This is a genomic window from Klebsiella sp. K5-204, from assembly GCF_030128585.1.
Lineage (GTDB): Bacteria > Pseudomonadota > Gammaproteobacteria > Enterobacterales > Enterobacteriaceae > Klebsiella > Klebsiella quasipneumoniae.
In genome coordinates this window covers 440,829-453,372 of record NZ_JAKUZS010000006.1, presented here as the reverse complement: position 1 = coordinate 453,372, position 12,544 = coordinate 440,829, and the positions used below count along the sequence as shown (strand labels likewise).

Sequence of the window (12,544 nt, the reverse complement as noted above, 5' to 3'; positions counted from 1 at the left end):
CCACCAGGAAGCGGTGCTCTTCGTTACAGATGACCATCGGTTCATGGATTTCAAGGCCCGAGAGTCGGGTGATGGTTTCCTGCAGCATGGAGTTCTGCCCGAACAGCCGGAGGAACTGTTTCGGGTAAAGCTCGCGAGACATCGGCCAGAGACGACTGCCGGTACCACCAGCCATTATCACAGGAAGTAACATATTAATATCCTTTAATTAAAACCCTGTTATTTAACACCCAGTAAATCACTGAGGCCAGAAGCAGACTAATATAGGTGTACAAGATAATAAATATGGCAAATTCTTAAAAAGGTTAAAAATTAGATATTTGAAATATTTGTAGAAAGGAAATGCTTAAGGTCAGGTTGTAACATTAAATATAAAATTAAAACAGTCAGGCCAAATGGCCTGACTGTGTGAAGAAAATTATTCCAACCACTCTGTGTGGAACACACCGTCTTTATCTGTACGCTTATAGGTGTGCGCACCAAAGTAATCACGCTGAGCCTGAATCAGGTTAGCTGGCAGAACTGCGGAACGGTAGCTGTCGTAGTAGGCAATTGCTGCAGAGAACGTCGGTACCGGAATACCATTCTGCACGGCATAAGCAACGACATCACGCAGCGCCTGCTGATAGTCATCAGCGATCTGTTTGAAGTACGGGGCCAGCAACAGGTTAGCAATGCCAGCGTTTTGCGCATAAGCATCAGTGATCTTCTGCAGGAACTGCGCACGAATGATGCAGCCAGCGCGGAAAATCTTAGCGATCTCACCGTAGTTCAGATCCCAGTTGTATTCATCAGAAGCAGCACGCAGCTGAGAGAAGCCTTGAGCATAGGAAACGATTTTACCGAGGTATAAAGCGCGACGCACTTTTTCGATAAATTCCGCTTTATCGCCAGCTGGCTGAGCCTGGGGTCCACTCAGCACTTTAGAAGCAGCTACACGCTGGTCTTTAAGTGAAGAGATGTAACGAGCAAATACGGACTCGGTGATCAGAGACAGAGGTTCGCCGAGATCAAGTGAACTCTGGCTGGTCCACTTACCGGTACCTTTGTTTGCTGCTTCATCAAGAATGACATCGACGAGGTATTTACCCTCTTCATCCTTCTTGGTGAAGATATCTTTGGTAATGTCGATCAGGTAGCTGCTCAGTTCACCTTCGTTCCATTCGGTGAAGGTTTGCGCCAGCTCTTCGTTGGAAAGTGTCAGACCGCCTTTCAACAGCGCATAAGCTTCAGCAATCAGCTGCATGTCGCCATACTCGATGCCGTTATGAACCATCTTCACATAATGACCAGCACCGTCAGCACCGATATAGGTCACACACGGCTCACCGTCTTCAGCAACCGCTGCAATCTGCTTCAGAATAGGAGCAACCAGCTCATAGGCTTCTTTCTGCCCCCCAGGCATGATGGAAGGCCCTTTCAGAGCCCCCTCTTCACCACCGGAAACACCGGTACCGATAAAGTTAAAACCTTCGGCAGACAGCTCACGGTTACGACGGATGGTGTCCTGGAAGAAAGTGTTGCCGCCATCAATGATGATGTCGCCTTTATCGAGGTAAGGCTTCAGGGAATCGATGGCGCTGTCGGTGCCAGCCCCGGCCTTCACCATCAACAGGATACGACGTGGTGTTTCAAGGGATTCAACAAACTCTTGTACTGTGTAGTAAGGAACCAGTTTCTTGCCTGGGTTTTCGGCAATCACTTCTTCGGTCTTTTCACGGGAGCGGTTGAAAACGGAGACGGTATAACCACGGCTTTCGATGTTCAGCGCAAGGTTACGCCCCATCACAGCCATACCGACAACCCCGATCTGTTGCTTGGACATTACATACTCCTGTCAGGTGTGGTCACTGCGACATGTTCGCAGGTTTGTAATAACATTATGTTAGCGTAAAACGTAAAAAACTCATAGCATAAACTATGTAATTCTCTTTTAAGAGAGTTACTTATTTAATATGGGATGTTTTAAATACGATTAATAAAAGGCATTTCTATGAAAATCAAACTTTATATTTTTTAACTTTATCGACGCAAGACATTAGTTTACTTACGTTTTCATAAAAAACATTATCATTGCTTAAAAATGGTTGTCTTGCCTTGCAAGACTCAAGCATTTTAACAGCAGATTCAATATACTTTAGGTCTAACTTATTTAGAGTTGCTTGCCCTAAAGATAATGCAATCTTATCAGGAACAACTGATACTAACTTCTTTGCAACTTTATTATATTTGGGCCACCATGGTCTACCTTTATACGTTCTCTTGCTATAAAAATCAGACAGAGCGGAATCCAGAGTTAAATCCTTAATATAATAATTCTCTCCATAAAAGCCCAAACCTCGGCTGCGAATTGACTCACGTAAACTGCTACTACCTAAAACCAGTGGGGAATATTTTTCCTTAATTGTCTGAGTCCAATCCAACCATTTAAAGGTATTTATCTGAGGAGATGTTATTAAAGGAAGCCATGGAACGCGCATCGCATCAGCGATAATAGCAGCATGCATTGCATCTGCTAAAACCATTTTTGCCCCTCGTATTTTATTTATAACGATCTTTGCATCCCATTGTGGATTTACAAATTCAACACCAGCCTGTTCACATACATACTGCCAGTTACCTGTTAAAAGCGCATGATGATGTGGTATAAAAATCGTGCCATTTCTTTCTTTTTCGGATAAGGGTTTAAATTCCTCAAGAGTATTTAATAATGCAGCGCCATCGGTTATGTACTTATCTTCTGGCAACCCAAGTACTTTAGCACTTAATGGACCTCTAACTGCAAGAATATCCCATGAATCATCACCAAAATTATTTGGGGGATTACCATAACCAACTCCACTTGAAAAAACCACCCACTTACCAGCCTTAGGCATGGCTGTGTTTATAATAGTTCCAATCCCTGACATTCTAACAGACTCATCTTGATCGAAAAAATCTGGTATAAGAGCATCCCAAAGCCAGGAATTTAAATCATCACCAAAATTACCAATAACATCTTTATAATAATACAGTTTCATTATAGCTCCAAAAAAAAATAATAAACCTAATCTCGTGGTGCAATAAGGCCGCGAAGTGTGTAGCTATTTCCTCATGCGAAAAACATGGTATTTAGAAATCACAGTCGATAAAATAACTTTCCTTTCAAATTTGCTCACTACAAAAACCAAAGCAAAAATCATATAAATAAAGGAGTAAAAAGAGCAGGCAAGTAATGTTAATAATATACCATCGGGAGAGAAGGATACATTAATATAATATGAAATAGCATAAGTTGCACCAGCTGAAAAAACACATGGCAATACAATTTTAAAAACATAGGCATTAAAATCGAAGCTTGTATATTTGGCAAGAAAGTACGATCTTAAAAATAAATTTATAACCGATGTGATTACCAAGGGAATATATGCGCTAAAAGGAGAAAACCCTAATTTAAAAAGGAAATATGCAAAAGGTAAACTAATGAAAACAAAAAAACTAACCGTCAATTGATAGATTTTTATTCTGCCAACAGCCTGCACACCAGCAATAACGCTTGATGAAAAGCTATCAATTAACGCAACAATAATAACCAACCGGACGAATCCTATAGTGTAAGGTGGAATGTTAACTAACCAAACAGACAAAAGTTCTTTTGTGCATATAAGTACCGGGCAGGATAGTAAAAAAAGGAATGAAAAAGTATATTTTGAACAGTAAGTTACCAACGTAAGGTATCTCTGCTCATTCTTCTCAGCATATGACTTAAATATTTGTGGTCGTACCGCCGAAACTAATGACTGAGTTAACGAATTAATGGCATTAAGAATAGTTGCTGATAAAGCATAAGCAGCATTGACAGTTGTTGCAAAAAAAACATTTATCGCTATATTAATCCCTTGCGTTCTACACACATATGCAAAATTTCCAAATGTATTCCAAAATGAAAACATTGTAATATCTTTAATTACTTTACGACTTAATACTCCACCTTTAAAAGACAGAGGAAAACTTTTATAACAATAGAAAACATATATACAGAAACTGGTCAAAGACGACAATAAAAGCAATAATGAGTATATAATTAACTTATTGTAAGGCAATACAGTAAGAACAAAAGAAACAATAAGTTTTGAAAGGGAATCAAATATTGCCATATACGCGTAAAAAGACATCTTTTCATGTGCTAATACAAGTGCATTAAAAGGAGTCTGAATAATAGAGATAAAGATTGAAAACAATGCAATAATATATACTTCTTTAGCTGTAGACAATGAATTAACATCGATGGTCAATACATGGCCTATAACGTAACCTCTAATTATAAGCAAAAGAATAAAAAAGAATATTCCGCCTAAAAAATATATCAATAAACTATTTTTCAACGTATTACTGACCGCAGAATAATTATTAGCTCCTAAATTAATAGAGATGAATCTTTGAACCGAATCGTTCATAGCTGATACAATAAATACAAAAAATGCTACAGTTCCAAAAATGACACTAAAAAGACCGTAATCTGACACACCTAGTTCATGCAGAACAATTCTAGTTGTGTAGAATGAGATGAATAATGACAACAATGTCCTTATAGCCAAGTAAAGAGTGTTTTTTACTATGAGTTTATTCTTTGACATATATCCAACGTCATATGATTAGTTATTGGCTTTTTATTGATTGCATACCTTACTCAATAAAAAAATATTTTCCATATCCTTAAAGGAATATGTTTTTAATATTTGGCTATCATTTTGACTCATTAATACATTGGTATTCATAAGTCCCAAGTGTTGGGTGTTATTAACAATCAAAAAATGAGCACTTGCTTTTTTAAGTTGCATGACCTTATAGTTGTTTAAATATGCCATGTAATGCAGCCAGACATCATCGGCTCGAGGACATTTATTTATAAAATCGTCACCAGCTTTATACAAATGAGCAAGGAAGTTTTTAGGATAAATTACACCAGAAACGCCAGTTGCAAAAAAACCAATATTTTTTTCAATTGATCTACATGCGTTCCATTCTTCATAAGGTTTAAATTTCCCTCGATCATCAAAAGTAATTTCATGTGCACGATGGCAGACAATTACATCAGAACAGCTTTTAGCAGCAGAATATAAATCAAACAACCAGTTCTTCGGATAAATAATATCATCGTCAGCTGTAACTAAATAATCATTATATTTTCTCTCCAAAATATACGGAAAATATTTAGTATGTGGGCCGTAGTTCTTAGAAAGTTTGATTTCTAAGCCTCTATCCTTAAGTCTAACCAGAGACAAAGGTAGATTTTTAATAGCATTTTCATTATCTAACCATAGTATAATTCTTGCTGGCAAAACTTTACCACTTAATATTGACTCAATCGTAATATGTACACTTGCAATGCGATCACCGTGTGTTGTTAAGCTGACATCTACATTGGGCAATACATTTGCAAGGTTTTGAAAACGTCCACTTTTAATCTTATTATTTCTCTGAAATAACCTAGTGTAAATCATTGAAAGCAGAGGATCTTGTATTTTATAAATATAATAAGATTTACATTTTTGAATAAAATTCTTGGGTTTCATATTTACTCCAAAGCAATATCAACGTTTAATAGATTTAAAAAATTTCTTAATGGATTTTAATGAATGAATTATATTAACTGACATTTTAGGATGATGAACATAAACACTTAATATAAAATATGCAAGAAATGAAATCTTTAAAATTCTTTTCTTATTATTATGTAGCATCTCAACAGGGAAGACAGGGGTCTTATACTCCTGAACAAATACTCCACCACAATCAATTAACATTTTGTATACTTGATGTATAAAATAGCTTTCAACAATACTTTTTATATTATCATTCGCGAAGTTAGCTATAATATAGTTATAAATAAATAGTGAAGATCTATATCTATCCATGAATAATTTAGCTGTAGGAGATGAAGTCAAGCTATCATCACGTAATCTATACTTATATACAACAATATTTGTTGTTTCTATGGTCTTAGCACCTTTTAAAATTTGTATTAGGAAAATACCATCTTCACCATAATTTGAATCTCCATAAATGATTTCTCTATTAAATAACTCCTTACGAAACAATTTCCCCCATAAATAGAAATTATTTGCGGCGACAGAGTCAGCTAAAAAATCGACACTCTTATCATATTTATTAGTTTCCCACCTCACCGGCCTAGTAATAATACCATTATAAATTCCATCATGACTTCCTGCTACAATATCGCAATTATTAGAAATTGCGAGACTATACATTGTTTCTATCGCATTAGGAGGAAGAGTATCATCACTATCCAAAAACATAATGTATTGACCTGATGCGGATTTTAATCCAACTGGCCGTGTAGTAACAACCCCGCCATTCTTTTTATTTATTATAATAATTCTTTTATCTAATTCTTTATATTTTTCTAAAATATTGCCAGATAGGTCTGTACTACCATCATTAACAAAAATAAACTCAGCTTCTTCAAATGTTTGTTTTAACAATGAATCAATACACTCTGACAAATACTTTTCAACATTATAAACAGGAACAATAACACTTACTTTACACATTTTATATGTCTCTGTATAGACTTAATAAGCTGATTTATTTACAAACCCTTTGAAAATAGTTAAAAATATTATTTTCAAATCCAACCAAATACTCCAGTTACGAATATAAAGAAGATCATATTCTACCCTCTTTTGCATTTTATCCAACGTATCCGTTTCTCCTCGCCAACCGTTTACTTGTGCAAGACCAGTAATGCCCGGTTTAACTTTATGTCGCAACATATAACCTTTGATTAGGGTTCGATATTGTTCATTGTGAGAAACAGCATGTGGCCGTGGTCCAACTACAGACATTTGACCAAATAAAACATTAAAAAATTGAGGTAATTCATCCAAAGAGGTTCGACGTAAAAATCTACCTACTTTAGTAACTCTAAGGTCATGTTTTGTTGCCTGGGTGACGTTGTGATCATTTTCCATAACAGTCATTGATCTAAACTTCCAAACTTTAATAGACTTCCCGTCCATACCATATCTAATTTGTCTAAATATCACTGGACCGGGTGATGTGAATTTGACCGCACAAGCAATAATTAATAAAACTGGAGAAATTACAATCAGTATAGATAATGATACAATTATATCTTCTAGGCGTTTAAAAACCATATTGATCCCACTTAATGGGGACTCATACAAAGGGACGACAGGGACACCATTAATCTCTTCAGTTCTAGATTGTAATATATTAAATGTAAAAATATCAGGAATAAGGAGTACAGAGCATGTAGTATCTGATAATTCACTTATTACTTTTTTGATTTTTGCCTCATCATGCATGTTCATTGCGATATAGATTCTGTCTAACTCACCATGTCTTGCATCGGAAATTAATTGCGACAAGTCTCCGACAAAAGGTATCCCATTATGGTCATTAACAGGATTTTCATCGTATATACCCTTGACAATGAAGCCAAGCCAGGGCTCTTCCAAAAAACCTTTAAGTAAGTTTATGCCTGCTGGCAATGTTCCTACTACTGCTACTCTTCTCGTATTGTATCCAAATTTTCTTAATACACCGGCTCCGAGTCTGATAGTTGTACGACAACATATGAATCCAAAGGATACTACTAAGTACCATTGCATAAAAAAGCTAAAACCTAAGTTATCATCCGCATATAGAGATATTATACTTAAATTTAATAATATGCTAAGCGACCAATTTTTCAGTATTAAGGTTAACTCGGTTGATATACGAACCCCTCTCCAAGATCGATAGAAGTCTGTAATTCCTCCTATCATCTGAAAAATAACCAATACTGTCAAATAATATAGAACTTGGTTGTATGTAAATGGCGTTCGGTTAAATAAACAAGTAAAATACAACCCCAAAAAAATAATAAGGATATCCGAAAACCTTTGGACCATAGATATTAATGAAGCATTTGCATTTACACGTGCACGATGAGTAAAGGTTGTCATACTAAATCCGCCATAATTAACCATAATTCCTATTGAGCAAAGTTATAGACTTCAACCACCAAACAAACGAATCAATAAGATATTTTTTTTCTTTCATTAAAACTCATCCATTTTTCGTTAACGTATTTTTCCATTTCGGTATCGAAGCGTTCACAAGAAAAGCGAATTGTGTTTGCTCTACATATATGCGGTTCAAATTTATCTTGATTATTCTCAAAGTATTCAATGGATTGAATAATTGCTTCTACCGTCTGTCTTTCAAAAAATACACCTGTAGGATTTATAACTCCTAATGGCCTGATTGTTTCTAAAGCCCCTCCCTTTCCAAAGGCAATTACCGGTGTACCGCATGCTTGAGCCTCAACAGGTGTAATACCAAAATCCTCTTCAGCTGCAAAAACAAAAGCCTTTGCTTTTTGCATCAAATCCAGCATAACATTTGAAGATTGGTAGCCCAAAATCTCAATGTTTGATTTTGCTTTAGCCTTAATTTTTGCCATTTCACTTCCGTCGCCGATAACAATCAGTTTCTTATCTGGCATGTGGCTAAATGCTTCAACTATAAGATCAATTCTTTTATAAGGTACCAATCTAGATGCTGTTAGATAGAAATCTTCTTTTTTTTCAAATAATGGAAAATTATTTATATCTACAGGTGGATAAATAACATCTGCTTCTCGTCCGTATACTTTTTTTATCCTCCTTGAGATGAAATGAGAGTTAGCAATAAAATGATCCACCCCATTAGAAGTTCTTGAATCCCAAACTCTCATTTTGTGAAGAATATATTTAGCTAACATGCCTTTGAAACCAGAATCTAAGCCTGCCTCTCTTAGATATTGATGCTGTAAATCCCAAGCATAGCGTATTGGGGAGTGAACATAGCTAATATGCAGTTGATCTGGGCCAGTTAAGACTCCCTTTGCAACCGCATGGCTGCTAGATATAACCACATCGTGCGAAGAAACGTCTAGTTGCTCAATAGCCAAGGGCATTAAGGGTAAGTATTTTTGATATTTATCTTTTGAAAAAGGCATTTTTTGAATAAAAGTGGTATCTGCATGTTTTCCTCCCATTAATCCTCTTGCATCAGGAGAAAGAAAGTCCACCAATGAGTACAGCTTTGATTCAGGATATAAATCGATTAATTCTTTAATTACTCTTTCAGCACCAGCATAAGTAACTAACCAATCAGCTACTATTCCAACATTATAATCGTGAGACATATTAAAACCCATAATTAAATTAGAATGAAATCATTTTAGTTAAAAGTGATAATACTACAGAGGTATAATACACAAATTCTTATTGAAAACCGACATAGGTAGATAAAGGATGAAAAGAGCATTAATTGTATTTTAACTGACCTTGCTCCTATTAATTTTTGGGCAGAGAATATAGATAACTAGCAGCAGGTTTAGGTGATCCATCAACATTTAATATTCCGAAGTTACTTTCAAAATCGGACGCGTCAGTACCCTTATTAACAAAACAGTACCACCAAACACCTTTTATGAAATTATATTTTTTAGCTTCTATATAGTAACTAACCAAATATTGGCCAATATCTTTATCAGTAAAAAGATTTTTCGAGAATGATGATACCCCAACTTCTGTAATGTATAAATTTACTTCATGACCAGATGAATAAGACAATAGCTCATCATGTGCTTTGCGAATCTTATCTAAGCTAACATTAGCTGGGGTAATTTTCTCATGTGTCCAATCGTATGGGTGAATAGATATACCGTCAACATACGCCATAATCCCATTCAAAACAATTTCTTTACCCCAATTCATTTCTTTTCTTGAAAGCGGGTTAAATCCACCTGCTATAATAATGGCATTTGGATTATTCCGCCTAATAATTTCGCTGCTTTTTTTTACTAGTGCAACATAATCCAAAGCCGACTCGAGACTATTATTATTATATTTAGGCTTACTGTGATTCCATTCATTCCAAATTTCAAATATTATCTTATTCTTACCAAAGTGTTTAGAAACCCAATCGACGTAGTTTATAAACCCATCGATTTCTTCATCACTACTTAATCGGATATTTTTATGCCCTCCTGTGTTCTCTTTATAGTTACTATTACCATAATTGAGAATTACCAACGGGGTGAGTCCCTCTTTCACCCCCAGTTGAATAGCATTTTCGAGCTTAGAATCAGGAACATTAAGTAATCCTTTTTTTTTCTCAACGCCTTGCCAAGAATAATCAACCCTAAATGAATCAATATTGTACTTTTTCAGAGTTTGTAATAAAACAAGTGGATCGTTTGGGAAAGTTGCCGGATGAACATTCATTCCTGAATCAAAGGCATTGGCATTGCGTATCAGGAATAATTGTGTAATCAAAAATGTACAAATACCGACAACCTTTAAATTTAAACGCATAGTTCACCTCGCTGCTAATTGTTTACGTTACATTCAATTTGGTTTAATTATGTATTTATTGTACTGGAGCAATAACACATATAAAGTTTAAAAATAAACCAACTTAAATTAATATGGTTATATGAGCAGTTACTACAGATTCATGCTTATATTATTAAAGGAATTCAAATGTTTTGGTTAAAATAGCATTGAACGTGTAGGGGAATACGCCATAAACACCTTTAATGACAAATATATAATACGCCATTGCTAAGCATAAAATTAAGATTAGCACTGATAATACCAGCCTGGACGTATAAGTGAATATCTGAAGCAGCGTAGAGAATATAAAAATACTGCCAATATAGAAATATACTACAACTCGCCCTGGTCCCTCATATCGCAAGCCTAAAAACATAATACAAAACCATGTCAATGCTGACATGCAAATCAAATACACACATAATAGATGAAGGTTACTTTCTCGAGCTCTTTTATTAATTAATGAACAAACAGACACTAAAGCTAATATGAAATAAATAGCAAAAAAACCACCACCAATGTTACTCTCAGCGCTATATGAACTATATTTTGTTGTCCCAATAATATTTCCAAGAAAACTAAGTATTACTGATGAAGCAGAATAAACCCCCATAAAAGCTATAGAACCAAGTGTTACTAATACTGGTTTTTTGCGTATATATTTATATGCTAGAGGGATAAATACAAATAATAATCCAGAGATATGAAATAATACTGATACTGCAATTACCATATAGGCTTTTTTATATTTCTCCTCCAATATATAAGGAATGGAATACAAAAATACGGCCAGCGCTAAACTTGCTCGGATGACATTGAAATGAAAAAAATAAATAGTACTGAAAGTTAATAATGATAATATAGATATAAGTGGATTTGGTGACAACTTAAATATAGTAGAAATTACTAAATAGTTGAAAATTATAGCAACCCCGAAAAAAAAGTATGCATAATTTGTCAAGCCAAACAATTGATACAATTTTATTAAGAATACGAAGCCAGGTTCGATAGCTATGCCGCTAACCAGCCAGTCATGATATGATCTATCAACAACTAGAAAATTAGCGTACATCAAAGAATCTGTACCGACGCTAATATCTCTTAGACCTGGCATTAACGAACAAATAACCACAATAAATCCGACACATGTCTTTTTAAGTAGTTTTGTTCTACAATGCATTCCTACGAAAGATAAGAACAGCGATAAAGTGATTGTTATTATGTATATTTCCACAATCTATCCTTCATATATAGTTTTGATTATTCACATACACATTCCCCAAAAAATAGGCTATCGTAAGTATCCTAATTTTTTTAATACATCCTTGATCAGGAATTTTATATTTCTTGCTAATATAGATGCTTTAGATGCTTCGATTATATTTGAGGTGCCTTCATGATACTTAATTAAATAATTTATCACATATAGCGCGGAAGACGAGTATTTCTCAATATTTCTATTTTTTAAATCTTCCAACGCCAAGTTCGCTGGATAACTGCTGGTTACTCGACTACTGCCAATAGCATGATCATGGTGCATGATATATAATGGTTTTGATAAATTTTTGAAATCACCGTATTTATAGCATAACCTAATCCAAGTATCCCAGTCCTGAAAACGTCTTGCCCTTAAGTCAAATCCACCAATTGACTTGAGTCGTTCCGTCAAGGTAAATACTTGATTGGTTGCAAGATTTTCTAATAGTAGACCTTTAAGTGTTAACTTATATCTTCTTTGTTTGAATCTTTTCTCATTTCCATCTGCATATTTATCAATATAATCACTACATAGAAACGAATATTTGTCATCCCAAGCCGATACAAAAGAACTAATTCTGTCAGGCATAAACTCATCATCATCATCCAGTCCTGTGATATACTCACCCTTCGAGGAAAATATCCCCATATTACGAGCTGCACATGCGCCAGATTGCCGTTCAGTACAAAAATACCGAATATTTTTACCTTCAGAAATTAATTTTTTAACATACTCCCCTGTACCATCTGTTGAACTGTCGTCACATATTAATATTTCAATATTTTTATAGTCTTGTAATAATACAGATCGAATAGCTCTTTTGAGCATTTCTAAACGATTACAAGTAGGTATATAGACACTAACTAATTTTTCTTTCATATCTTATTCACTT

Annotated in this window: 11 protein-coding genes; all 11 read right to left on the bottom strand. The window is 35.0% G+C overall.

Translation table 11 applies throughout. The features are described from left to right. The coding region (locus MKR05_RS18130) for a sugar phosphate nucleotidyltransferase (protein ID WP_167876883.1) at window positions 1–193 on the bottom strand (193 nt) is incomplete at its 3' end. A gap of 225 nt (window positions 194–418) precedes the next feature. After that, window positions 419–1,825, bottom strand: a complete 1,407-nt coding sequence (gene gndA / locus MKR05_RS18125; protein WP_284118479.1) for an NADP-dependent phosphogluconate dehydrogenase — start codon at window positions 1,823–1,825, stop codon at window positions 419–421. 175 nt (window positions 1,826–2,000) lie between these two features. Further along, window positions 2,001–3,020 carry a polysaccharide pyruvyl transferase family protein gene (locus tag MKR05_RS18120; protein ID WP_284118478.1) on the bottom strand — a complete coding sequence of 340 codons (1,020 nt, stop codon included), beginning with the start codon at window positions 3,018–3,020 and terminating at the stop codon, window positions 2,001–2,003. Between the two features lie 63 nt (window positions 3,021–3,083). Beyond that, window positions 3,084–4,616 (bottom strand): oligosaccharide flippase family protein, encoded by a 1,533-nt coding sequence (locus tag MKR05_RS18115; RefSeq protein WP_284118477.1) that lies wholly within the window; start codon window positions 4,614–4,616, stop codon window positions 3,084–3,086. Window positions 4,617–4,649: 33 nt separating this feature from the next. Beyond that, entirely contained in the window at window positions 4,650–5,555 is a 906-nt protein-coding gene (locus MKR05_RS18110; protein WP_284118475.1) for a glycosyltransferase family 2 protein, read from the bottom strand. Window positions 5,556–5,573: 18 nt separating this feature from the next. Then, window positions 5,574–6,554 carry a glycosyltransferase family 2 protein gene (locus tag MKR05_RS18105; protein ID WP_284118474.1) on the bottom strand — a complete coding sequence of 327 codons (981 nt, stop codon included), beginning with the start codon at window positions 6,552–6,554 and terminating at the stop codon, window positions 5,574–5,576. A 21-nt stretch (window positions 6,555–6,575) separates the two neighbouring features. Then, window positions 6,576–7,973 (bottom strand): undecaprenyl-phosphate glucose phosphotransferase, encoded by a 1,398-nt coding sequence (wcaJ, locus tag MKR05_RS18100; protein WP_117129392.1) that lies wholly within the window; start codon window positions 7,971–7,973, stop codon window positions 6,576–6,578. A gap of 71 nt (window positions 7,974–8,044) precedes the next feature. Next, window positions 8,045–9,199: a glycosyltransferase family 4 protein gene (locus MKR05_RS18095; protein ID WP_284118470.1), complete on the bottom strand. Its 1,155-nt coding sequence runs from the start codon at window positions 9,197–9,199 to the stop codon at window positions 8,045–8,047. A gap of 151 nt (window positions 9,200–9,350) precedes the next feature. Further along, window positions 9,351–10,373, bottom strand: a complete 1,023-nt coding sequence (locus MKR05_RS18090) for a cellulase family glycosylhydrolase (protein WP_284118469.1) — start codon at window positions 10,371–10,373, stop codon at window positions 9,351–9,353. Between the two features lie 154 nt (window positions 10,374–10,527). Beyond that, window positions 10,528–11,628: an EpsG family protein gene (locus tag MKR05_RS18085; RefSeq protein WP_117129389.1), complete on the bottom strand. Its 1,101-nt coding sequence runs from the start codon at window positions 11,626–11,628 to the stop codon at window positions 10,528–10,530. A gap of 57 nt (window positions 11,629–11,685) precedes the next feature. Next, window positions 11,686–12,531, bottom strand: a complete 846-nt coding sequence (locus MKR05_RS18080; protein ID WP_117129388.1) for a glycosyltransferase — start codon at window positions 12,529–12,531, stop codon at window positions 11,686–11,688. Window positions 12,532–12,544 lie beyond the last annotated feature (13 nt).

Bases quoted from the DNA above. Each gene is read 5' to 3' on its own strand.
- gndA (WP_284118479.1), bottom strand. From the start codon at position 1,825: ATGTCCAAGCAACAGATCGGGGTTGTCGGTATGGCTGTGATGGGGCGT.
- MKR05_RS18120 (WP_284118478.1), bottom strand. From the start codon at position 3,020: ATGAAACTGTATTATTATAAAGATGTTATTGGTAATTTTGGTGATGAT.
- MKR05_RS18115 (WP_284118477.1), bottom strand. From the start codon at position 4,616: ATGTCAAAGAATAAACTCATAGTAAAAAACACTCTTTACTTGGCTATA.
- MKR05_RS18110 (WP_284118475.1), bottom strand. From the start codon at position 5,555: ATGAAACCCAAGAATTTTATTCAAAAATGTAAATCTTATTATATTTAT.
- MKR05_RS18105 (WP_284118474.1), bottom strand. From the start codon at position 6,554: ATGTGTAAAGTAAGTGTTATTGTTCCTGTTTATAATGTTGAAAAGTAT.
- wcaJ (WP_117129392.1), bottom strand. From the start codon at position 7,973: ATGACAACCTTTACTCATCGTGCACGTGTAAATGCAAATGCTTCATTA.
- MKR05_RS18095 (WP_284118470.1), bottom strand. From the start codon at position 9,199: ATGTCTCACGATTATAATGTTGGAATAGTAGCTGATTGGTTAGTTACT.
- MKR05_RS18090 (WP_284118469.1), bottom strand. From the start codon at position 10,373: ATGCGTTTAAATTTAAAGGTTGTCGGTATTTGTACATTTTTGATTACA.
- MKR05_RS18080 (WP_117129388.1), bottom strand. From the start codon at position 12,531: ATGAAAGAAAAATTAGTTAGTGTCTATATACCTACTTGTAATCGTTTA.